Below are 20,951 nucleotides of genomic sequence, written 5' to 3'. Positions count from 1 at the left end.
GAAGCTCATGGCCTCGGTCCCTTCCCTCGCTTCGACCGTGCAGCAGCGTCTCGCGGACGGCCTCTCGGCGGCTCTGCCGGACGCCGCGTCCGCCGACCCGCTGCTGCGACGAAGCGACCGGGCCGACTTCCAGGCCAACGGCATCCTGGCGCTGGCGAAGCGGCTCAAGGGCAATCCGCGCGAGCTGGCGACGAAGGTCGTTGAGGCGATCCCGGCCAATGACGTCCTGAAGGAGATCGAGGTCTCGGGCCCCGGCTTCCTGAACATCACGGTGACGGACGCGGCGATCGTCGACACCCTGGCGGCCCGTGCGGCGGACGCGCGTCTCGGCGTGCCGTTCGACGAGTCGGCGGGCACGACGGTCATCGACTACGCGCAGCCGAACGTGGCCAAGGAGATGCACGTCGGTCACCTGCGGTCGGCCGTGATCGGCGCGGCGATGGTCGAGATCCTGGAGTTCACCGGCGAGACGGTGGTCCGGCGTCACCACATCGGCGACTGGGGCACCCAGTTCGGCATGCTCATCCAGTACCTGATCGAGCATCCGCACGAGCTGGACCACTCGTCGGAGGCCGAGGTCTCCGGTGAGGAGGCCATGTCGAACCTGAACCGGCTGTACAAGGCCTCGCGTGCGCTGTTCGACTCGGACGAGGAGTTCAAGACGCGGGCCCGTGCGCGCGTGGTGGACCTGCAGGCCGGGGACGAGGAGACGCTCGCGCTCTGGCAGCGGTTCGTCGACGAGTCGAAGATCTACTTCTACTCGGTCTTCGACAAGCTGGACATGGACATCCGGGACGGCGACGTCGTCGGCGAGTCCGGGTACAACGACATGCTGGTGGAGACCTGCCGCATCCTGGAGGAGTCGGGCGTCGCGGTCCGCTCCGAGGGTGCGCTGTGCGTGTTCTTCGACGACGTGAAGGGCCCGGACGGCAATCCGACGCCGCTGATCGTGCAGAAGTCGGACGGTGGTTTCGGGTACGCGGCGACGGATCTGTCGGCGATCCGGGACCGGGTGCAGAACCTGAAGGCGACCTCCCTGCTGTACGTGGTGGACGCCCGCCAGTCGCTGCACTTCAAGATGGTCTTCGAGACGGCCCGTCGGGCCGGCTGGCTGAACGACGAGGTGAAGGCCGTCCAGTTGGCCTTCGGCACGGTCCTGGGCAAGGACGGCAAGCCGTTCAAGACCCGCGAGGGCGAGACGGTGCGGTTGGTGGACCTGCTGGACGAGGCCGTGGACCGGGCGACGGCGGTCGTCCGCGAGAAGGCCGAGAAGGTGGGCCTGTCCGAGACGGAGATCGTCGAGAACGGCCGGTACGTCGGCATCGGGGCGGTGAAGTACGCCGACCTGTCGACGTCCGCGGCGCGTGACTACAAGTTCGACCTGGACCAGATGGTGTCGCTGAACGGCGACACGTCGGTGTACCTGCAGTACGCGTACGCCCGCATCAAGTCGATCTTCGGCAAGGCGGGCGACCGCACTCCCGTCGCCCACCGGGAGCTGGAGCTCGCTCCGGCGGAGCGGGCGCTCGGTCTGCACCTGGACCGGTTCGCCGAGACGGTGTTCGAAGCGGCCGAGGAGTACGCGCCGCACAAGCTCACGGCGTACCTGTACCAGCTCGCCTCGCTGTACACGACGTTCTACGACCAGTGCCCGGTCATCAAGCCGGAGCCGGCGCGGGAGGTCGCGGAGAACCGTCTCTTCCTCTGCGACCTGACGGCCCGCACGCTGCACCAGGGCATGGCGCTGCTGGGCATCCGGACGCCCGAGCGCCTCTGAGACGTCCGGTACGAAGCCCCCGGTACGGTGCGCCGTGCCGGGGGCTTCGTCGTCTTGTCACCGGGTCGTCAGCGGATTTCGTGCGAGGTCCGGCCGGACACCTCGTCGATCTCCTTGTGGGCCTTCTGGAGGAGTTGTGAGGCGAGGTCCATGAGGGCGCGTGCGCCGGCGATCTCCTCGCCCACCCGTAGCTGGTCGGGGTCGGAGGGGTGGCGGTTGGCGGTGCCGTGGGCCCGGAACTCGGTGCCGTCGCCGAGCCGGACCATGGCCGCGGCGCGGGTCCGGTCGCCCTCTTCCTGGAACTCCATCTCCACGTGCCATCCGACGAGCGTGTGCATCATGAGGACCACCTCCACCGAGGACCTGTCGGCTACCACTCCAGGGTGCGCCGCCCGGTGCCGCCCTACCACTCGCCCCGTTGTCAGTGGCTCGCCCTACCTTCTGGTCATGGCGATGATCCCGAACCAGCTGCCCAGGCTCGTGTCCGATCCGACCGGCCGTTCCCTCGGCCTCGACCTGCCGCCCGGTGCCCTCACGGGTCCGGCGGACGCCCCGTACCTCTGGTCGGGGCACGGCGCGGCGGGGCCCGCCGCCTGGGCGGCGCTGCGTCCGGCGGCGCGGACGGCGGGGCTGCTGCCGGTGCTGTTGGGCGGTGGGTGGGGCCTGGAGAGGTGGGAGCTGGAGCCGGGGCGGATGAGCGACCCGGCGGACCACGACGCGGACGAGGTGCTCGCCGGGTTCTGGGGGTACTACGCGGCGGACGAGGTCGGGGCTTCGGCCGCCGCCGGCTGGCCGGGCCTGGCTCCGGCGCGGCCGCTGGACACGGACCCGGACCGGGCGGCGGCCGATGTCGCGGAGCTGCTGACGGAGCCGGGCTTCTGGTTGGCGGACGCGCGTCCGGCGCTGGTGCCGGCCCGGCGGAGCGCCGACATACCGGCGGTCATCGGCTGGGGCGGGCCGCTGAACCACGAGAACGACGTGGCCCGCCTGTGCGCGGTGCTGCGCTCCTGGGAGGACCGTTTCGGCGTCCGTGTCGTCGCGCTCACCTTCGACCGGCTGGTGGTGTCGGTGGCGGCACCGCCCCGGACCGTGGAGGAGGCCGAGGCGGTGGCGGCGGAGCACTTCGCTTTCTGTCCGGACAACATCACGCAGGGGAGCCGTGACACTGCCACCCTGCGCGGGTACGCCCGGAAGGCCCTGCTCGACGCTCCGGTGTGGAGCTTCTGGTGGGACTAGCCCGGACTATCGATGCCCGCGGGACAGGTTCTGCGCCGCCTCGGTGGCCCAGTAGGTGAGGATCATCTGCGCGCCGGCGCGGCGGATGCCGGTGAGGGTCTCCAGGATCGCCTTGTCGCGGTCGATCCAGCCCTTCTCGGCGGCGGCCTCGACCATCGAGTACTCGCCGCTGATCTGGTACGCGGCGACGGGTACGTCGACCGAGGCGGCGACCTTGGCGAGCACGTCCAGGTAGGGTCCGGCCGGCTTGACCATGACCATGTCGGCGCCCTCCTCCAGGTCGAGCGCGAGCTCGCGCATCGACTCGCGGAGGTTGGCGGGGTCCTGCTGGTAGGTCTTGCGGTCGCCCTTGAGGGAGGAGCCGACGGCCTCGCGGAAGGGGCCGTAGAAGGCGGAGGAGTACTTCGCGGTGTACGCGAGGATGGACACGTCCTCCTTGCCGATGGTGTCCAGGGCGTCGCGGACGACTCCGACCTGGCCGTCCATCATTCCGGAGGGGCCGACGACGTGGACGCCGGCGTCGGCCTGGACCTGGGCCATCTCGGCGTAACGTTCCAGCGTGGCGTCGTTGTCGACGCGGCCCTCGGCGTCCAGGACGCCGCAGTGGCCGTGGTCGGTGAACTCGTCGAGGCACAGGTCCGACATGATGACGAGGTCGTCGCCGACCTCGGCCTTCACGTCCCGGATGGCGACCTGGAGGATCCCGTCGGGGTCCGTGCCGGCCGTCCCGGCGCCGTCCTTCTTCGCGTCCTCGGGCACGCCGAAGAGCATGATCCCGGAGACCCCGGCCTCCAGCGCCTCCACGGCGGCCTTCCGCAGGGTGTCCCGGGTGTGCTGCACGACCCCGGGCATGGCCCGGATCGGCACGGGCTCGGTGATCCCCTCGCGCACGAACGCGGGCAGGATCAGGTCGGCGGGATGCAGCCGTGTCTCGGCCACCATCCGGCGCATGGCAGGAGTCGTCCGCAGCCGCCGCGGCCGCGCCCCGGGAAAGGATCCGTACGAGTTCATGAATCCGAGGCTACGCCCGTGCGCGCGGTGCCCTTACCGACGAACTGTGGGCATAAGCCCACCCCCCACCGGCCGCGGGCTTCGATCACCCCCGTTGTGGGCAATCGTTCCGCTGGGGCGGAACGGGTGGGCACAACGGAACGGTGCCCCTGCCGGCGCCCGAGGCTCCCGTTGCCCTGACCCGCACCGGAACGTGCGTCGCACACGGGGTGCGGGCCCAGGCGCGGAACGCGGAGGCGCCGCCAGGGGCGCCGTCCCGTGTGCCCGCCCTCCCCCAAGCTCTCGGCTCCGCTCGAGCAGGGGGGACCCCCTTCGCCCCAGCGGGACGATTGCCCACACGGGCAGGGGGCGGGGCGGCACCGCCCCGCCGGGCGCGCGCCCACACGGGGGTGCGGGCCGGGCGCCGCCCAGCCGCACCCCGCACCCCGCACGGAAGCGCCCCGCGCCCCGCGCCCCGCGTCGCTACGTCGTGCGTCGTCGCCGCGCCCCCGGCCGCCGCTCGCTCGGCCGTGTCACCGGGTCTCCCGCCGCCAGCGCGGACTCCCGGCGCCGGAGGCCGAAGTCCGCGAGGGCCTCGGCGAGCTTGTGGACGGACGGCTCGGGCGAGAGGACGTCGACCCGCAGGCCGTGCTCCTCCGCCGTCTTGGCGGTGGCGGGCCCGATGCAGGCGATGACCGTCACGTTGTGCGGCTTGCCGGCGATCCCGACGAGGTTCCGGACGGTCGAGGAGGACGTGAAGAGCACGGCGTCGAAGCCGCCGCCCTTGATCGCCTCCCGCGTGTCCGCCGGCGGCGGCGAGGCCCGTACGGTCCGGTAGGCGGTGACGTCGTCGACCTCCCACCCGAGCTCGATCAGGCCCGCGACCAGCGTCTCGGTCGCGATGTCGGCGCGCGGCAGGAAGACGCGGTCGATCGGGTCGAAGACGGGGTCGTAGGGAGGCCAGTCCTCCAACAGGCCCGCGGCGGACTGCTCGCCCGACGGCACGAGGTCCGGCTTCACACCGAAGTCGACCAGCGCCGCCGCGGTCTGCTCGCCCACCGCCGCGACCTTGATCCCGGCGAAGGCGCGGGCGTCGAGCCCGTACTCCTCGAACTTCTCCCGTACGGCCTTGACCGCGTTCACCGAGGTGAAGGCGATCCACTCGTACCGGCCGGTGACGAGTCCCTTGACCGCCCGCTCCATCTGCTGCGGGGTGCGCGGCGGCTCGACGGCGATGGTCGGCACCTCGTGCGGCACGGCGCCGTACGAGCGCAGCTGGTCGGAGAGCGACGCGGCCTGCTCCTTGGTGCGCGGCACGAGGACCCGCCACCCGAAGAGCGGCTTCGACTCGAACCACGACAGCCGGTCCCGCTGCGCCGGGGCGCTGCGCTCGCCGACCACGGCTATGACGGGCCGGTGTCCCTCGGGCGAGGGGAGGACCTTGCCCTGCTTGAAGACCTGGGCGATCGTGCCGAGGGTCGCGTTCCAGGTGCGCTGCCTCGTCGTCGTACCGGCGATGGTGACGGTGAGCGGGGTGTCCGGCTTACGGCCGGCCGCCACCAGTTCACCGGCCGCGGCGGCGACCGAGTCCAAGGACGTGGAGACGACGACGGTCCCGTCGGAGGCTCCGACCTCGGTCCAGCACCGCTCGTCGGCGGTCCGGGCGTCGACGAAGCGCACGTCGGTGCCCTGTGCGTCGCGCAGCGGCACACCGGCGTACGCGGGTACGCCGACGGCCGTGGCGACGCCGGGCACGACCTCGAAGGGGATGCCCTCGGCGGCGCAGGCGAGCATCTCGGCGCCCGCGTTCCCGTCGAGGCCGGGGTCGCCGGTCACCGCACGGACGACCCGCCTGCCGCCCCGCGCGGCCTCCATGACAAGATTGGCGGCGTCCCTCAACACGGGGACTCCGGCGGTTGTTGACGCCTCGTCAACGACCGTCAGCTCAGGCGTGCTCACCCCCGCACGCGCATGGCCGCGAACGACCTCGAGCACTTCGGGCTCGGCGATCAGGACGTCCGCCCCCGCGAGGGCCTCGACGGCCCTGAGGGTCAGCAGTCCGGGGTCACCGGGGCCTGCGCCGAGGAACGTGACGTGCCCGTGGCCCGCGAGGGCCGGGGACAGCGGGCTGGTGGTCGGGCTGGTGGGGTTCAAAGTGCTCGCTCCCCCATAAGACCGGCCGCACCCTTGGCGAGCATCTCGTCCGCGAGTTCGCGTCCGAGCGCCAGGGCCTCGTCGTGCGAGGTGGGTACGGGTCCGGTGGTGGACAGCTGCACCAGCGTCGAGCCGTCGGTGGTGCCGACGACGCCGCGCAGGCGCATCTCGGTGACAACCTGCCCGTGACCGGGGTCGTCGGCCAGCAGGTCGGCCAGCGCACCCACGGGTGCGGAGCAGCCGGCCTCCAGGGCGGCGAGCAGGGATCGCTCGGCGGTCACGGCGGCCCGCGTGTGCGGGTCGTCGAGGGGCGCGAGCGCGGCGACGAGTTCGGTGTTCGACGCCGGGCATTCGACGGCCAGGGCCCCCTGGCCGGGGGCGGGCAGGACGGTGTCGACGGCCAGCGGCTCGGCGGAGAGCCCGTCGAGGAGTTCGTCGGTGCCGCCGATGCGGTTGAGTCCGGCCGCGGCCAGGACGACCGCGTCCAGCTCGCCCTTGCGGACGTAGCCGACGCGGGTGTCGACGTTGCCGCGGATGGGGACGCAGGTGATGTCCAGGCCGTGGTTGCGTGCGTAGGCGTGGAGCTGCGCCATCCGCCGCGGGGAGCCGGTGCCGACCCGGGCGCCCGCGGGCAGCCGGTCCAGCGTCAGGCCCGCGCGGGCGATCAGTACGTCGCGCGGGTCCTCGCGGCGGGGGATCGCGGCCAGCACCAGGTCGGGGTGCCGGGTGGTCGGCAGGTCCTTCAGGGAGTGCACGGCGAAGTCCACCTCGTCGGCGAGCAGTGCGTCGCGCAGGGCGGCGACGAAGACGCCGGTGCCGCCGATCTGCGCGAGGTGCTCCCGTGAGGTGTCCCCGTACGTCGTGATCTCCACGAGCTCGACGGGCCGGCCGGTCAGCTGCCGGACGGCGTCGGCCACGTGCCCGGACTGGGCCATGGCGAGCTTGCTGCGCCTGGTCCCGAGCCTCAGTGCCCTCTCGGTCATACTCGCCCTCGGTTCTTGACGTCGGCGTCATTCAGGTCGGCCCGGCTGACGGAAGCCACCGTCTCCGGGTCGAGGTCGAAGAGTGTCCGCAGCGCGTCCGCGTACCCGGCGCCGCCGGGCTCGCTGGCCAGCTGCTTGACCCGCACGGTCGGCGCGTGCAGGAGCTTGTCGACGACGCGGCGCACGGTCTGGGTGATCTCGGCGCGCTGCTTGTCGTCGAGGCCGGGGAGGCGGCCTTCCAGACGGGCGACCTCGCTGGCCACCACGTCGGCGGCCATGGTGCGCAGGGCGACCACGGTCGGGGTGATGTGGGCGGCGCGCTGGGCGGCGCCGAAGGCGGCGACCTCGTCGGAGACGATGCCGCGCACCTGGTCGACGTCGGCTGCCATGGGTGCGTCGGCGGAGGCCTCGGCGAGCGACTCGATGTCGACGAGGCGGACGCCGGGGACGCGGTGGGCGGCGGCGTCGATGTCGCGGGGCATGGCGAGGTCGAGCAGGAACAGCGGGGCCGTGCGGTCCCGTGCCGCGTCCTCCACGGCCTCGCCGGTGAGGACGAGTCCGGTGGCGCCGGTGCAGGAGACGACGATGTCGGCACGTGTCAGTTCGTCGCCGACGGCAACCATCTCGACCGCGTGTGCGGCGACTCCCGTGCTGCCGGGCTCGGTCAGGATCTGCGCGAGGCGTTCGGCGCGGGCCAGGGTGCGGTTGGCGATGACGATCTCGGAGACGCCGGAGCGCGCGAGCGTGGCGGCGGCGAGCGAGGACATCGAGCCGGCGCCGATGACGAGGGCCTTCTTGCCCTTGGCCCAGGTCTCGACGTCCGCGTCCTGGGCGAGCTGCTCCAGGCCGAAGGTGACGAGCGACTGTCCGGCCCGGTCGATCCCGGTCTCGCTGTGGGCGCGCTTGCCGACCCTCAGGGCCTGCTGGAACAGGTCGTTGAGGAGCCGGCCGGCGGTGTGGAGGTCCTGGCCGAGGGCGAGGGCGTCCTTGATCTGGCCGAGGATCTGGCCCTCGCCGACGACCATGGAGTCGAGGCCGCAGGCCACCGAGAAGAGGTGGTGGACGGCCCGGTCCTCGTAGTGCACGTAGAGATAGGGGGTGAGCTCGTCCAGGCCGACGCCGCTGTGCTGCGCGAGGAGCGTGGACAGCTCGGCGACGCCGGCGTGGAACTTGTCCACGTCGGCGTAGAGCTCGATGCGGTTGCAGGTGGCCAGGACGGTGCCCTCGGCGGCCGGTTCGGCGGCGAGGGTGTCCTGGAGGAGCTTGGCCTGGGTGTCCGCCGACAGCGAGGCCCGCTCCAGGATGGAGACCGGGGCGCTGCGGTGGCTCAGTCCGACGACGAGGAGGCTCATGCCGGCATCACCGCGGGGACGTCCCCGTCGGGTCCCTTGCGGCCGGTGTCGGCCGTGGCGCCGCGGGGGGCCGGCGGCACGACGGCCGCGGCGGCCTCGGGTTCGGCGCCCGTGTCGGGGGCCTCCTCGGCGCTCGTCTCCTCGCCGGCCTTGCGCTGCTCGTGGAAGGCGAGGATCTGGAGCTCGATGGAGAGGTCGACCTTGCGCACGTCCACGCCGTCGGGCACGGAGAGCACGGTCGGGGCGAAGTTCAGGATGGAGGTGACTCCGGCGGCCACGAGCCGGTCGCAGACCTGCTGGGCGACGCCGGCGGGGGTCGCGATGACGCCGATGGAGACGCCGTCCTCGTTGATGATCTTCTCGAGGTCGTCGCTGTGCTGGACGGGGATCCCGGCGACCGGCCTGCCGGTCATGGCGGGGTCGGCGTCGATGAGCGCGGCGACGCGGAAGCCCCGGGAGGCGAAGCCGCCGTAGCCGGCGAGGGCCGCGCCGAGGTTTCCGATGCCGACGATGACGACGGGCCAGTCCTGGGTGAGGCCCAGCTCGCGGGAGATCTGGTAGACGAGGTACTCGACGTCGTAGCCGACACCGCGGGTGCCGTACGAGCCGAGGTAGCTGAAGTCCTTGCGCAGCTTCGCGGAGTTGACCCCCGCCGCGGCCGCGAGCTCCTCGGAGGAGACCGTGGGTACGGAGCGCTCCGAGAGCGCGGTCAGTGCGCGCAGATACAGCGGAAGCCGGGCGACGGTGGCCTCGGGAATTCCTCGGCTACGGGTCGCCGGTCGGTGAGTTCGGCCAGTTGCCACGGTGCTCCTGCGGGATGAGCGGGGCTGCAGGCGGCCATATGTCCCAAGACCGCCCCGTCGAATGCAGGCTATGTCTTTGTGAACGCGTGCACAAAGATGGTGTCCGTTTTGTCCACCCAAAGTGACCGGGGTCACGCGGCCGGTTCTCCTCGTCGTGGAACCGCGGAGCGCGTCGGAGCGTTGAGATCCCGAAGGGGGCAAAGCCGCACACTCTCCTCACGAAGCCGCCCCCGGAACCCAACAAAACGTCCCCGATGGTAACCGCCTTCCGGTCACGCACCCAGTTCGCGCCGGAGCCGTCCGGCGTCCACGCGCCAGAAGGTGTGCTGCTCGCCGTCGATCAGGACGACGGGGATCTGCTCCCAGTACGCCCGGTGGAGCTCCTCGTCCCGGGTGATGTCCCTCTCCTCCCAGGAGGCCCCGGTCTCCGCGCAGACGGCCTCGACCACCGCGCGGGCGTCGTCGCAGAGATGACACCCCGGCTTGCCGATCAGGGTCACCACGCGCGAGGCGGCGTCCTTCCCCGCCCCGCCGTCCTTCTTCTTCGCACGTCCGAACATGACGTCCATTCTGCGGGGCCCTGCGTCCCCGGCGACACGGCCGACGCCGACTGTTCACGCCCCGGCATCCCCACAAGTCGGGAAGTACCGAACAGACTGGCTATGCTCAACGGCATGGCCGCTCTGGGATGGCTCACCCCCCGTAGGCGCTCCGCCACCGCGCGCAGCGTCCTGGCAGGCGAGGCCGCCGCCGAGGCGGCGCGCAAGTCCTCGCTCCAGCTGGAACAGGAGCGCGAGGAGGCCGCCGCCACCGGACCCGAGGCCGCCGAGCCCGAGTTCCCGGTCGTCGGCGACGTGCACGCGGCGGCCTTCTTCGACCTCGACAACACCGTGATGCAGGGCGCCGCGATCTTCCACTTCGGCCGCGGCCTGTACAAGCGGAAGTTCTTCCAGCGCCGCGAACTCGCGCGCTTCGCCTGGCAGCAGGCCTGGTTCCGGCTCGCCGGCGTCGAGGACCCCGAGCACATGCAGGACGCCCGCGACAGCGCCCTGTCCATCGTCAAGGGCCACCGGGTGTCCGAGCTGATGTCGATCGGCGAGGAGATCTACGACGAGTACATGGCCGACCGCATCTGGCCCGGCACCCGCTCCCTCGCCCAGGCCCACCTGGACGCGGGCCAGAAGGTCTGGCTGGTGACGGCCGCGCCGGTCGAGACGGCCACGATCATCGCCCGTCGGCTCGGCCTGACCGGAGCGCTGGGGACGGTCGCCGAGTCGATCGACGGGGTCTACACGGGCAAGCTGGTCGGCGAGCCCCTGCACGGTCCGGCCAAGGCCGAGGCGGTGCGGGCCCTCGCCGCCGCCGAGGGCCTCGACCTGGGCCGCTGCGCCGCGTACAGCGACTCGCACAACGACATCCCGATGCTGTCGCTGGTGGGGCATCCGTACGCGATCAACCCGGACGCCAAGCTCCGCAAGCACGCGAAGGACCGGGACTGGCGGCTGCGCGACTACCGGACCGGCCGGAAGGCCGCGAAGGTCGGCATCCCCGCCGCCGCGGGCCTGGGCGCGCTGGCCGGCGGCACCGCCGCGGCGGTCGCCCTGCACCGCCGCCGTCACTGACCGCTCCCCGCGAGGCCGGGCTCCCGGCTCGTCGGCCGGTCTGCCGATACGTTTCGGCTGCGATCATCTGCGACAACCCCGGACCAGGCGCGCTCACCCGTCCGTGGTCGAACAGCACCGCACAGGTCGACGCCCGGGCATTCCCGCTTCCTTACCCCGCAGCGGCCCCGCTCACTCACGCGTCCCGGACTTGAGCACAACGCATCGCCCGCGCAGTCACACTCGAAAGCAAACCGATCAACAAACGGTCACGAACTGCTACTTGATGCGACTACAAGCAGTAACAGATACGACGGAACCGGTGATTTGAGCAACTGGGTGTAGCGCTGCCTGTACGAAGCGTTATTCTCCTCAGACGCACAAAGGACCCCTCGCGTCGCCACGACGAGTGAACGGTCCCGCACTGCACGTGATGGAAGCTCTGCCTCTGGGAGTCCCGTGTACCCACACGTCGGGGTTGACACCTCGGGCCTGGCTACGCTGCGCGCAACGGTCCTCGACCACTTGCGCGGCTTCGTCCCCACCGCGTACGCCGGCCCCGTCCCCGCCTTCGCCTTCGCCGCACCGGCACCCGCCGGCCCTTGCTACGCCCTGGCCGACGGCGGCGCCGCCGTGGGCAGACGGGGCACCCGTTCCGGAACCTCGACCCCCGCCCGGCGCCCCACCGCGGACAGCGACAGCGCCCGCATGATGGACCTGGTCGAGCGCGCCCAGGCCGGCGAGGCCGAGGCCTTCGGCCGCCTGTACGACCAGTACAGCGACACGGTCTACCGCTACATCTACTACCGCGTCGGCGGGAAGGCGACGGCGGAGGACCTCACCAGCGAGACCTTCCTGCGCGCCCTGCGCCGGATCTCCACCTTCACCTGGCAGGGCCGCGACTTCGGCGCGTGGCTCGTCACCATCGCCCGGAACCTGGTCGCCGACCACTTCAAGTCCAGCCGCTTCCGCCTGGAAGTCACCACCGGCGAGATGCTCGACGCCAACGAGGTCGAGCGCAGCCCCGAGGACTCCGTCCTGGAGTCCCTGTCGAACGCCGCCCTGCTCGACGCGGTCCGCCGCCTCAACCCCCAGCAGCAGGAGTGCGTGACGCTCCGCTTCCTGCAGGGCCTCTCGGTCGCCGAGACCGCCCGGGTCATGGGCAAGAACGAGGGTGCGATCAAGACCCTCCAGTACCGGGCCGTCCGCACCCTGGCCCGCCTCCTCCCGGACGACGCCCGCTGACCGCTCCGCGCCCCCCACACGCACCCCCCGTCCCGGTACGCGCCCCCGTGCCCGTCCCCCGCACGTCCCCCACCCCCATCCCCACGATCCCCGTCCAACTGACAGTCGGTGACGCCTCGATGACGCACTGGTCCGATCATCTTTCGCGCGTAACCCAAGTGCCGCGCCGCTCGTTGTGCGGGATGCAGGCTCCCTGTGGTCACGCCATGTCCACGGCCACTCACTCTTTCGTGTGGACGTGCTCAAGGCGTGCAACCTTCCGGACACCCCGGGGAGTCGACCGTCATGACGAGAGGAGGTGCCGCCAGTGATCGCGAACGTATCGGCGCACAGGCGGGCGAACGCCTTCGCCCAGGCCCTGGAGGACCGGGCGTCCGAGGACGCGGCGGCCGAGCAGCCCGAGGCCCCGGCGGAGCCGGCCGAACCCGCCGAGCGCGGAAGGCTGTTGGCCTTGGCGAACGGCCTCGGCGAGCTGCCCAAGCCACAGCTCGACCCCGAGGTCAAGGTGGTGCAGCGAGCCCAGCTCGTCGCCGCCATGGAAGCGATGCTCCTGGAGGGGAGCGCCGCCGCGGGCCCTACGGTGCCGGAGCAGCGGACGTCCACCGGCAAGGGATCCCATCGGGCGTCCCCCCTGAGGAAACTGCGCCCCCGGTCCCGCTGGACCAAGGGCCTCGCCGCCGGCGGCCTCACGGTCGGCGTGGCGGCGGGCGCCTTCGGCGGCGTGGCCGCCGCCAGCTCCGACGCCCTCCCCGGTGACTCGCTCTACGGGCTCAAACGGGGCATGGAGGACATCAAACTGGGCATGGCGGACGACGGCGCGGACCGCGGCGGCATCTACCTCGACCAGGCCTCCACCCGCCTCAGCGAGGCCCGTCGGCTCATGGAGCGCGGCCGCGCCGGGGACCTCGACCACGAGTCCCTCGCCGAGATCCGCCGCGTCCTGGGCGGCATGAAGCACGACGCCGCCGAGGGCCACCGGTTGCTCCGCGAGGCGTACGAGCGGGACGGCGAGATCGGCCCGATGGCCCGGCTCAACTCCTTCGCCCAGGCCCACCGGAGCACCTGGAACGGCCTCCGCGACCGGCTCCCCGTCCAGCTGGCGGACGTCGGCACCGAGGTGACGGACGTCTTCGACGCCATAGACGAGGACGTCGAGCCGCTCCAGTCGGTGCTGCCCCGCACCCCCGAGAAGGGCGCGATCGGCTCCGAAGGACCGCGCAGCAGCCCCTCCGCTCCGAAGGGCACCCAGGGCACGGGCAGCCACCGGCCGCCGGCCGACCAGGAGGCGTCCCCCCCGGGCAGCCACTCCGCCTCGCCCCACCCGTCCGGGTCCAGCGCGGAAGCCACCCCGAGCACGGGCAGCAGCACCGGCTCGACCGAGGACGACGGCCTCCTCGGCGGCAGCACCGGCGGACTGCTCAAGCCCTCCCCGACGGACACGCCGACGGCCCCCCAGGACGACCGGCCGGTGCCGGACGTGCCGGACGTGACCATCCCGCCCATCCTGCCGGGCCTGCTTCCGGGCCTCGGCATCGACAGCGAGGACGCTCGCTAGCAGGAAGGAGGGGCGCCCCCCGAGCGGGGGCGCCCCTCCTTCCTGCCTGCGGAGAACCCTCCGTCAGAAGAACACCGACCGCCGCTGCACCAGCAGCTTGTAGAGCGTGTGCTGGATCTGCTCCCGCACCTGATCCGTCAGGTTGAACATCAGCATCGGGTCCTCCGCCGCCTCCGGCGCGTACGAGTCCGTCTCGATCGGCTCACCGAACTGGATCGTCCACTTCGTCGGCAGCGGCAGCGCTCCGAGCGGCCCCAGCCAGGGGAAGGTCGGGGTGAGCGGAAAGTACGGGAAGCCGAGCACCCGCGCCAGGGTCTTGGCGTTCCCGAGCATCGGGTATATCTCCTCCGCCCCCACGATCGAGCAGGGCACGATCGGCACCCCGGCCCGCAGCGCCGTCGAGACGAAGCCGCCCCGCCCGAACCGCTGGAGCTTGTACCGCTCCCCGAAGGGCTTCCCGATCCCCTTGAAGCCCTCCGGCATCACCCCGACGATCTCGCCGGCGCGCAGCAGCCGCTCCGCGTCCTCCGCACAGGCCAGCGTGTGCCCCGCCTTGCGGGCCAGCTCGTTGACGACGGGCAGGACGAAGACCAGGTCCGCCGCGAGCAGCCGCAGGTGCCGCCCGGCCGGATGGTGGTCGTGGACGGCGACCTGCATCATCAGCCCGTCCAGCGGCAGCGTCCCGGAGTGGTTGGCGACGATCAGCGCCCCGCCCTCGGCCGGGATGTTCTCGACGCCCTTCACCTCGACCCGGAAGTACTTCTCGTACAGCGGGCGCAGCAGCGACATCAGGACCTGGTCGGTGAGCTCCTCGTCGTAGCCGAACTCGTCGACCTCGTACTCGCCGGTGACCCGCCGCCGCAGGAACGCGAGCCCGCTCGCGAGCCGCCGCTCCCAGCCGCTCCCGCCGGCCGCGGCCCGCTCCGGCCCCGGCTCCGCCGCCTCCGGCCCAGGAGACCCGGAGACCCGCCCGGGCTCCCTCTGCGGCTCCCCCGGGGCCTGCTGCGGCCCGGGCAGGGCCCGCACGGCCGCGGCCTCGCCCTCGGCCCTGGGCGGCCGCCGGCGTGCCCGTGAGCGGTCGTCGTCGAACGGAATGACCTTGGCGTCCGCCATCGCAGTCGGGCCTCCTCAGGCGCCGGGGTGAAGGGGGGAAGCCGTGGCGGCTTCGGTGGGAAGAGCGGCCGACGGAGCCAGCCGCCCGGCGAGCCGGTCCACCGCGCCGGCGAGCAGCTCGGGCGGCAGCAGCCCCGGCCCCCGGCCGCGCGCGAAGTCCGCGAGCGCCTCCGCCGTCGAGTAGCGCGGCGAGAAGCCGAGGACCTCGCGCGTCTGGACCGTCGAGACGACCCGGCCGTGCGTGAGCAGCCGGATCTGCTCGGGTGCGAAGTCGGTGATCCCGACCGTGCGCAGCGCGGTGCCCACCCAGGTGACCGCGGGCAGCAGCACCGGCACCGTCGGCCGCCCGAGCCGCCGCGCGCACTGGGAGAGCAGCAGCACCCCGTCCCCGGCCACGTTGAACGTGCCGCTGTTCTGGGTCGCCCTGCGGGGCTCGTGCGCCCCCAGGCGCAGGACGTCGATCACGTCGTCCTCGTGGACGAACTGCAGCCGCGGGTCGTAGCCGAGGACGGTGGGCAGCACCGGCAGCGCCAGGTACTCGGTGAGCGGGGAGTCGATCCGGGGCCCGAGGATGTTCGCGAACCGCAGCACGCACACCGCCACGTCCGGCCGGCGCCGGGCGAAGCCCCGGACGTACCCCTCGACCTCGACGGCGTCCTTCGCGAAGCCGCCGCTCGGCAGGGACTTCGCGGACGTCGTCTCGGTGAAGACGGCCGGGTCCCGGGGCGCGGAGCCGTAGACGCTCGTACTGGACTTGATCACGAGCCGCCGGATCAGGGGCGACTTCTGGCAGGCGCCGAGCAGCTGCATCGTGCCGATGACGTTGGTCTCCTTGACCGACGTCCGGCCGCCGCCGCCGAGCGCCGTGCCGGTGACGTCGAGGTGGACCACCGTGTCGACGTCGTGCTCGGCGAGGACCTTGGCGATTTCGGGACGGCGGATGTCCGCCCGCACGAACTCGGCGGCGCCGAGCTGGTGCGCGGGGTCGACCGCGTCCACGGCGATCACCCGCTCCACTTCCGGGTCCCGCTGGATCCGCCGCACGAAGCGGCCGCCCAGATGCCGGGCGGCACCGGTGACGAGCACGACCTTGCCCAAGATCAGCGCCTTCCGTCGGTCTTCCGTCGGTCGCTTCCGTTGGTCGACACCGTAGCGCCTCCACATTTCCGCGGGACAAAAGCATGGCCCACGCGGAGACACGGGCCTGCACAGAGGCGTGGCCCCCCACCGCGAACGGTGGGGGCCCACGCCTGACGCACGAACGCTGCGAAGCAGCCGTCGCTTACTTCTTGTTGCGACGCTGAACGCGCGTGCGCTTGAGCAGCTTGCGGTGCTTCTTCTTCGCCATCCGCTTGCGCCGCTTCTTGATAACAGAGCCCACGACTACCCTCGCTCACTTCTCGGAACATCCCCGCCTCGGCGGGGATCGGTGCGGGGCGTCTGGGCCCACACGACCTACGTCGGCCTAGCCTACCGTCCCGAGGACCGCGCTCGTAATCCGAGGGCCGTACAGAGCTTTCCCGGCGTTACGCCCGCGCGCTCGCTACGCGGTCCCCACCCCCACGAAGGACTCCCGCAGGTACTCGTGAACGGCCTGTTCCGGCACCCGGAAGGACCTGCCCACCCGGATCGCCGGCAGATGACCGCTGTGCACCAAGCGGTACACGGTCATCTTCGACACACGCATCACCGAAGCGACTTCCGCCACGGTCAGAAACTTGACCTCGTTGAGAGGTCGATCGCCAGCAGCCATGACCCACCTGTACCTTCCGCCGCGACGCCCACCGGCTTCCCCTCCGGTGACTCTTCGTCGCCGAGCGCTCACTCTCCAGACTAGGGGCGGGTGGTACGAGTGGGGAAGAGGAGCTGCCATCGGCCGTTTACCGTGACAGACGCGCTCGATTGAGTACATAGCGCGTCAGCGGGAGGTACGAGGCGGAGCGCACGCCGTCATCGAGCGGAACGGCCACCGACACCTGCCCCTCGGCCTCCCCGACGAACAGCGCCGGATCATCCGTATCGGCGAGACCGATGGCCTCGATACCCAGCTGACCTGCCCCGCAGACCCATCCGTGGTCCCCCACCACGAGCTCCGGCAGCGGCCCGCCGCTCTCGGCCGCGCTCTCCAGGGCGGCCCTGACCGGCAGCGGCGAGTGGGAGTGCGCCCCCGGCACGCGCCCGTCCACGGGCGGCCCGGGTTCCCGTACCAGCGCGACCCCGCGTACGTAGTCGAGGAGGTACGTACGTACGCCGAACCGGGTCGTTATGTCGACACATCTCCCCTGCGCCGGTGTGAGGACAAGACATCCCGCCGCCGACAAAGCGTCTGCGAGGGCGACGTAGAAACCGAGCAGACGGTGCGGATGACCCGTCCCGAGGAGCACCGGAACCCGCCGCGCGGCCGCCGCCCCCAAGCGCGCGGCGAAGGCGTCGAGCCCCCGCACCGTACGCTCCGGATCGATGACGTCCGGCCCCTCCCGGTGCCGCGGATCCCCCGACACCCCGCACTTGTCGGCCATCAGCCGCAGCAGACCGGCCTCGTCCCACCCCCAGTCGGGATCGAGCCCGAGCAGCACCCGCGGATCGCGCGCGGCGAAGAGCCGATAGCTCCGCAGGTTCTCCTCCCGCGAGGTCGCCACCGTGCCGGCCAACCCCGACGCCAACAGATGCGCCCGCAGCGCCCCGGTACTCCACACCCGTCCGATGCTGCCGGAACGCCACCGCCCGGGGATCCGAACCTCCCGGACACCCCACCGTCGGCGTAACACCCAGGAGAACGTTCTAGGGGTGCCTAGGCGAGCAGCCCCCGCAGCGGGAAGGCCGCCTTCCGGGTCGCCAGCACCGCCTGGTCGAGCCGGTCCGCCGGGTCGTACCCCTCGGCCCAGTCCCGGAAGCCCACCGGCCACCGCCCGTCCGTCATCCGCAGCGGCCCCGGCTGACGGGTCCGCGCGTACGCCTCGTCCCGCCAGGACGCCGGGACCAACGACTCCGGATCCACCGGGGCGTGCGCCGCGATCCCCACCAGATGCGTCCACGACCGCGGTACGACGTCCACCACCGCGTACCCGCCGCCGCCCAGGGCCAGCCAGCGCCCCTCCGCGTGCGCGTGCGCGAGCTCGTGACAGGCCTCCTGCACCGCCCGCTGCGCGTCCAGCGACACCGCCAGGTGCGCCAGCGGGTCCTCGAAGTGCGTGTCCGCCCCGTGCTGCGTCACGAGCACCTGCGGCCGGAAGTCCGCGAGCAGCTCCGGCACGACCGCGTGGAAGGCCCGCAGCCACCCCGCGTCCCCCGTCCCGGCCGGCAGCGCCACGTTCACGGCCCCGCCCTCACCGGCCCCCGCCGCGCCCGTCTCCTCCGGCCAGCCCGTCTGCGGGAACAGCGTCCGCGGATGCTCGTGCAACGAGACCGTCAGGACCCGCGGATCGTCCCAGAACGCCGCCTGCACCCCGTCCCCGTGGTGCACGTCCACGTCCACGTACGCGACCCGCTCGGCGCCCAGTTCGAGCAACCGCGCGATGGCCAGCGAGGCGTCGTTGTAGATGCAGAACCCCGAAGCGGACCCCGGCATGGCGTGGTGCAGCCCGCCCGCGAAGTTCACCGCGTGCGCGGCCTCTCCGCGCCAGATCGCCTCCGCCGCCCCCACCGACTGCCCGGCGATCAGCGCCGACACCTCGTGCATCCCGGCGAACGCCGGATCGTCGACCGTGCCGAGCCCGTACGCCTGGTCGGCCCGGCGCGGATCCGCCGAAGCCGCCCGCACCGCCGCCACGTAGTCCTCGCGGTGCACGAGCCGCAGCGTCGAGTCCCCGGCCGGCTTCGCCGCCACCACGTCCACCGACCGGTCGAGCCCGTAGGCCCGCACCAGCGACATCGTCAGCGCGAGCCGTACCGGATCCATCGGATGCTCGGACCCGAAGTCGTACTGCGTGACAGCTTCATCCCACATCAACAGTGCGCGGCCGCTCATGCCCGCCACCGTATCGGGCCTCTCGCGAACCGAACGACGTGGCGTACACCACCGTCACCAGGACCAGCACCATCGGCACCATCATGGCCCCCCGGTAGCTCCACGCGTCCCCGAGCGCCCCCACCAGGGGAGACCCGACGAGGAACCCGACGTAGTTGAAGACGTTGAGCCGCGCGACCGCCGCGTCACTGGCCCCGGGGAACAACCGTCCCGCCGCCGCGAAGGTCTGCGGCACGACCACGCTCAGCCCGAACCCGAGCAGCGTGAACGCGGCGATCCCCACCCAGGCGCCCGGAGCTACCGCGACCAGCGCGAAGCCGAGCCCCGCGAGCACCGCCCCCGCCCGGACGACCGCGACGGCCCCGAGCCGCCGCACCCCGAAGTCCCCGACGACCCGCCCGAGCAGCGTCGTCACCATGTACGCGTTGTACGGCACGGTCGCCAGCTCCTCGGAACTGCCGAGCACGTCATGGAGGTACTTGGCACTCCAGTTGGAGACCGTCGAGTCCCCGATGTACGCGAAGGTCATCACGAGACAGAGCGGCAGCAGCACCTTGAAGACGACACCGCTCCCCCTGCCCTCCCCCGCCTCGACCGGCACGGCCCCCTCGCCGGCCACGTACCACCGGCTGCCGACGAACGCGACGGGCAGCAGCACGGCCACCACCGGCAGGTAGGACACGAACAACGACAGGTGCCAGTGCGCCCCCGCCCAGGCCAGCGAGGCCCCCGCGATCCCGCCGAGGCTGTACGAGGCGTGGAAGCCGAGCATGATGCTCCGGCCGTACGCCCGCTGGAGGCTCACCCCCAGCATGTTCATGGAGGCGTCGAGCGCGCCGACCGCGATCCCGAAGAGCCCCAGCGCCACCGCCGCGTGCCAGAGCTCGGAACCGAGCCCCACCGCGAGGAGGGCCGACAGCACGAAGGGCTGCGCCCACCGGAGGACCATCGCGGGCCCCACCCTGGCGACGACCTTCTCGGTCACCACGCTCGCCACCCCGGCGAGGATCGGCACGGCGGCGAGGAAGGCCGGCAGCAACCCGTCCGAGATCCCGTACTGGTCCTGGATCGCCGGTATCCGTGTCACGAGCAGGGCGAAGGTGACCCCCTGCACGAAGAAACTGACCGTCAGGGATCCCCGCCCACGCCGCAACCGCGCATCCGTCATGGCGGCACAGCGTACGGCCGGAGACTACCGATGGGTAGATGGATCACGTCCCCAAAATCGCGGGAAGCTCGTCCATCCTGTCGAAGAAGCCCTTGGCCCCGGCGAGCTTCTCCTCCGGCGTCATCGCGGTGAACCCGTACACGTCCATCCCGGCCGCCAGGGCCGCCTGCACCCCGAGACGGCTGTCCTCGATCACCACACACCGCTCGGGAGCGACCCCCATCCGCTCGGCGGCGTGCAGGAACAGGTCGGGCCAGGGCTTCCCCCGGCCGACGTCCTCGGCGCTGAACACGATCTCGTCCCGGAACCAGACGTCGAGCCCGGTCTTCCGGTGACCGACCCGGATCCGCTCATGGCTCCCGGAGGAGGCCACACAGTACGGAACGCCGGCGTCGACCAGTCCCTTGAGCACGTCGGCGGCCCCGACCACGGCCTCCAACTCGGCCTGGAAGGCGGCGAAGACCCGCGTGTGGAACGTCTCGTCGAAGTCCTCGGGCAGCCTCTCCCCACTCCGCTCCTGGACGAGCTCATGGATGCGGTGCATGGCCGACCCCATGTAGTCCCGTACGGACTCCTCGTACGTGGTGGGGTGCCCGAGCTCCGTCAGATAGCCGGCCAGCAGGGTGTTGGAGATCGGCTCGCTGTCCACCAGCACGCCGTCGTTGTCGAAGATGACCAGGTCGTATCCCATGGCCACAGCCTAGAACGCAAAAATGCCTCAACCCCCGGACGGAGTCCGGGGGTTGAGGCTAAAAATTGTTCGGCGGTGTCCTACTCTCCCACAGGGTCCCCCCTGCAGTACCATCGGCGCTGAAAGGCTTAGCTTCCGGGTTCGGAATGTAACCGGGCGTTTCCCTAACGCTATGACCACCGAAACTCTATGAAGTTGAACTCAACCGGCACGGGAGTTCATTGCTTCAGAACTAACACAGTGGACGCGAGCAACTGAGGACAAGCCCTCGGCCTATTAGTACCGGTCAGCTCCACCCCTTACGAGGCTTCCACAT

The 20,951-nt window shown here is 71.8% G+C and carries 20 protein-coding genes and 1 rRNA gene; 5 read left to right on the top strand and 16 right to left on the bottom strand.

Going from position 1 to position 20,951, the window contains the following annotated elements; translation table 11 throughout:
* Positions 1 to 7: 7 nt before the first annotated feature.
* The gene (gene argS / locus ACZ66Z_RS16005) at positions 8 to 1,777 is read left to right on the top strand and encodes an arginine--tRNA ligase (RefSeq protein ID WP_469934578.1); all 1,770 of its coding nucleotides are present in this window, start codon (positions 8 to 10) and stop codon (positions 1,775 to 1,777) included.
* 68 nt (positions 1,778 to 1,845) lie between these two features.
* On the opposite strand, the gene ACZ66Z_RS16000 is transcribed toward argS, so the two are convergent.
* Positions 1,846 to 2,115 (bottom strand): DUF1876 domain-containing protein, encoded by a 270-nt coding sequence (locus tag ACZ66Z_RS16000; RefSeq protein WP_093878787.1) that lies wholly within the window; start codon positions 2,113 to 2,115, stop codon positions 1,846 to 1,848.
* A gap of 109 nt (positions 2,116 to 2,224) precedes the next feature.
* Between ACZ66Z_RS16000 and ACZ66Z_RS15995 the strand changes: the two genes are divergently transcribed.
* Entirely contained in the window at positions 2,225 to 3,013 is a 789-nt protein-coding gene (locus ACZ66Z_RS15995; protein ID WP_469934577.1) for a DUF4253 domain-containing protein, read from the top strand.
* A 6-nt stretch (positions 3,014 to 3,019) separates the two neighbouring features.
* On the opposite strand, the gene hemB is transcribed toward ACZ66Z_RS15995, so the two are convergent.
* The 6 genes from hemB to ACZ66Z_RS15965 all read right to left on the bottom strand — a co-directional run bounded on the left by hemB (position 3,020) and on the right by ACZ66Z_RS15965 (position 9,864).
* Complete coding sequence (gene hemB, locus ACZ66Z_RS15990; RefSeq protein WP_469934576.1) at positions 3,020 to 4,024, bottom strand: porphobilinogen synthase; 1,005 nt, start codon at positions 4,022 to 4,024, stop codon at positions 3,020 to 3,022.
* Between the two features lie 462 nt (positions 4,025 to 4,486).
* Positions 4,487 to 6,157, bottom strand: a complete 1,671-nt coding sequence (locus ACZ66Z_RS15985) for a bifunctional uroporphyrinogen-III C-methyltransferase/uroporphyrinogen-III synthase (protein ID WP_469934575.1) — start codon at positions 6,155 to 6,157, stop codon at positions 4,487 to 4,489.
* Positions 6,154 to 7,140: a hydroxymethylbilane synthase gene (gene hemC / locus ACZ66Z_RS15980; protein WP_469934574.1), complete on the bottom strand. Its 987-nt coding sequence runs from the start codon at positions 7,138 to 7,140 to the stop codon at positions 6,154 to 6,156. Before hemC ends, ACZ66Z_RS15985 begins: the two co-directional genes overlap by 4 nt.
* Entirely contained in the window at positions 7,137 to 8,492 is a 1,356-nt protein-coding gene (locus ACZ66Z_RS15975) for a glutamyl-tRNA reductase (protein WP_469934573.1), read from the bottom strand. The genes hemC and ACZ66Z_RS15975 overlap by 4 nt, the downstream gene beginning before the upstream one ends.
* A complete protein-coding gene (locus ACZ66Z_RS15970) occupies positions 8,489 to 9,295 on the bottom strand; it encodes a redox-sensing transcriptional repressor Rex (protein WP_469934572.1) in 807 nt (268 codons plus the stop codon). Before ACZ66Z_RS15970 ends, ACZ66Z_RS15975 begins: the two co-directional genes overlap by 4 nt.
* A gap of 272 nt (positions 9,296 to 9,567) precedes the next feature.
* The gene (locus tag ACZ66Z_RS15965) at positions 9,568 to 9,864 is read right to left on the bottom strand and encodes a glutaredoxin family protein (protein ID WP_469934571.1); all 297 of its coding nucleotides are present in this window, start codon (positions 9,862 to 9,864) and stop codon (positions 9,568 to 9,570) included.
* 105 nt (positions 9,865 to 9,969) lie between these two features.
* On the opposite strand from ACZ66Z_RS15965, the gene ACZ66Z_RS15960 reads away from it, so the two are divergent.
* The 3 genes from ACZ66Z_RS15960 (at position 9,970) to ACZ66Z_RS15950 (ending at position 13,696) form a co-directional block, all read left to right on the top strand.
* Positions 9,970 to 10,917 (top strand): HAD family hydrolase, encoded by a 948-nt coding sequence (locus tag ACZ66Z_RS15960; protein WP_469934570.1) that lies wholly within the window; start codon positions 9,970 to 9,972, stop codon positions 10,915 to 10,917.
* Positions 10,918 to 11,355: 438 nt separating this feature from the next.
* Positions 11,356 to 12,141 carry an ECF subfamily RNA polymerase sigma factor, BldN family gene (locus tag ACZ66Z_RS15955; RefSeq protein WP_093875499.1) on the top strand — a complete coding sequence of 262 codons (786 nt, stop codon included), beginning with the start codon at positions 11,356 to 11,358 and terminating at the stop codon, positions 12,139 to 12,141.
* 307 nt (positions 12,142 to 12,448) lie between these two features.
* Positions 12,449 to 13,696, top strand: coding sequence for a DUF5667 domain-containing protein (locus ACZ66Z_RS15950; RefSeq protein ID WP_469934569.1), 1,248 nt, complete (start codon positions 12,449 to 12,451; stop codon positions 13,694 to 13,696).
* A 63-nt stretch (positions 13,697 to 13,759) separates the two neighbouring features.
* Here ACZ66Z_RS15950 and ACZ66Z_RS15945 read toward each other — a convergent pair whose 3' ends face one another.
* From ACZ66Z_RS15945 to rrf, 9 genes are all read right to left on the bottom strand, one after another.
* Positions 13,760 to 14,809, bottom strand: a complete 1,050-nt coding sequence (locus ACZ66Z_RS15945; protein WP_469934568.1) for a lysophospholipid acyltransferase family protein — start codon at positions 14,807 to 14,809, stop codon at positions 13,760 to 13,762.
* A 15-nt stretch (positions 14,810 to 14,824) separates the two neighbouring features.
* Entirely contained in the window at positions 14,825 to 15,907 is a 1,083-nt protein-coding gene (locus ACZ66Z_RS15940) for an NAD-dependent epimerase/dehydratase family protein (RefSeq protein ID WP_469934567.1), read from the bottom strand.
* 184 nt (positions 15,908 to 16,091) lie between these two features.
* Positions 16,092 to 16,190: a 30S ribosomal protein bS22 gene (locus ACZ66Z_RS15935; RefSeq protein ID WP_003948845.1), complete on the bottom strand. Its 99-nt coding sequence runs from the start codon at positions 16,188 to 16,190 to the stop codon at positions 16,092 to 16,094.
* 162 nt (positions 16,191 to 16,352) lie between these two features.
* Positions 16,353 to 16,562 carry a helix-turn-helix domain-containing protein gene (locus ACZ66Z_RS15930; RefSeq protein WP_030223786.1) on the bottom strand — a complete coding sequence of 70 codons (210 nt, stop codon included), beginning with the start codon at positions 16,560 to 16,562 and terminating at the stop codon, positions 16,353 to 16,355.
* 127 nt (positions 16,563 to 16,689) lie between these two features.
* Complete coding sequence (locus ACZ66Z_RS15925; protein WP_469934566.1) at positions 16,690 to 17,505, bottom strand: phosphatase; 816 nt, start codon at positions 17,503 to 17,505, stop codon at positions 16,690 to 16,692.
* 95 nt (positions 17,506 to 17,600) lie between these two features.
* Complete coding sequence (locus ACZ66Z_RS15920) at positions 17,601 to 18,776, bottom strand: acetoin utilization protein AcuC (protein WP_469934565.1); 1,176 nt, start codon at positions 18,774 to 18,776, stop codon at positions 17,601 to 17,603.
* Positions 18,745 to 19,944 (bottom strand): MFS transporter, encoded by a 1,200-nt coding sequence (locus ACZ66Z_RS15915; protein WP_469934564.1) that lies wholly within the window; start codon positions 19,942 to 19,944, stop codon positions 18,745 to 18,747. Before ACZ66Z_RS15915 ends, ACZ66Z_RS15920 begins: the two co-directional genes overlap by 32 nt.
* A gap of 43 nt (positions 19,945 to 19,987) precedes the next feature.
* Positions 19,988 to 20,635 carry an HAD family hydrolase gene (locus ACZ66Z_RS15910; RefSeq protein ID WP_469934563.1) on the bottom strand — a complete coding sequence of 216 codons (648 nt, stop codon included), beginning with the start codon at positions 20,633 to 20,635 and terminating at the stop codon, positions 19,988 to 19,990.
* 67 nt (positions 20,636 to 20,702) lie between these two features.
* Positions 20,703 to 20,819, bottom strand: a 5S ribosomal RNA gene (gene rrf, locus ACZ66Z_RS15905).
* Positions 20,820 to 20,951 lie beyond the last annotated feature (132 nt).

It is taken from the genome of Streptomyces sp. NPDC107498, from assembly GCF_055582805.1.
Note: the sequence above shows the minus strand (reverse complement) of the source record. Positions and strands in the feature narration are given on the sequence as shown.

Excerpts from the sequence above, each read along its gene's own strand:
- ACZ66Z_RS15915 (WP_469934564.1), bottom strand. The coding sequence starts at position 19,944 with ATGACGGATGCGCGGTTGCGGCGTGGGCGGGGATCCCTGACGGTCAGT.
- ACZ66Z_RS15975 (WP_469934573.1), bottom strand. The coding sequence starts at position 8,492 with ATGAGCCTCCTCGTCGTCGGACTGAGCCACCGCAGCGCCCCGGTCTCC.
- ACZ66Z_RS16000 (WP_093878787.1), bottom strand. The coding sequence starts at position 2,115 with ATGCACACGCTCGTCGGATGGCACGTGGAGATGGAGTTCCAGGAAGAG.
- ACZ66Z_RS15910 (WP_469934563.1), bottom strand. The coding sequence starts at position 20,635 with ATGGGATACGACCTGGTCATCTTCGACAACGACGGCGTGCTGGTGGAC.
- ACZ66Z_RS15945 (WP_469934568.1), bottom strand. The coding sequence starts at position 14,809 with ATGGCGGACGCCAAGGTCATTCCGTTCGACGACGACCGCTCACGGGCA.
- ACZ66Z_RS15960 (WP_469934570.1), top strand. The coding sequence starts at position 9,970 with ATGGCCGCTCTGGGATGGCTCACCCCCCGTAGGCGCTCCGCCACCGCG.
- argS (WP_469934578.1), top strand. The coding sequence starts at position 8 with ATGGCCTCGGTCCCTTCCCTCGCTTCGACCGTGCAGCAGCGTCTCGCG.
- ACZ66Z_RS15930 (WP_030223786.1), bottom strand. The coding sequence starts at position 16,562 with ATGGCTGCTGGCGATCGACCTCTCAACGAGGTCAAGTTTCTGACCGTG.
- ACZ66Z_RS15995 (WP_469934577.1), top strand. The coding sequence starts at position 2,225 with ATGGCGATGATCCCGAACCAGCTGCCCAGGCTCGTGTCCGATCCGACC.
- hemB (WP_469934576.1), bottom strand. The coding sequence starts at position 4,024 with ATGAACTCGTACGGATCCTTTCCCGGGGCGCGGCCGCGGCGGCTGCGG.
- ACZ66Z_RS15920 (WP_469934565.1), bottom strand. The coding sequence starts at position 18,776 with ATGAGCGGCCGCGCACTGTTGATGTGGGATGAAGCTGTCACGCAGTAC.
- hemC (WP_469934574.1), bottom strand. The coding sequence starts at position 7,140 with ATGACCGAGAGGGCACTGAGGCTCGGGACCAGGCGCAGCAAGCTCGCC.
- ACZ66Z_RS15965 (WP_469934571.1), bottom strand. The coding sequence starts at position 9,864 with ATGGACGTCATGTTCGGACGTGCGAAGAAGAAGGACGGCGGGGCGGGG.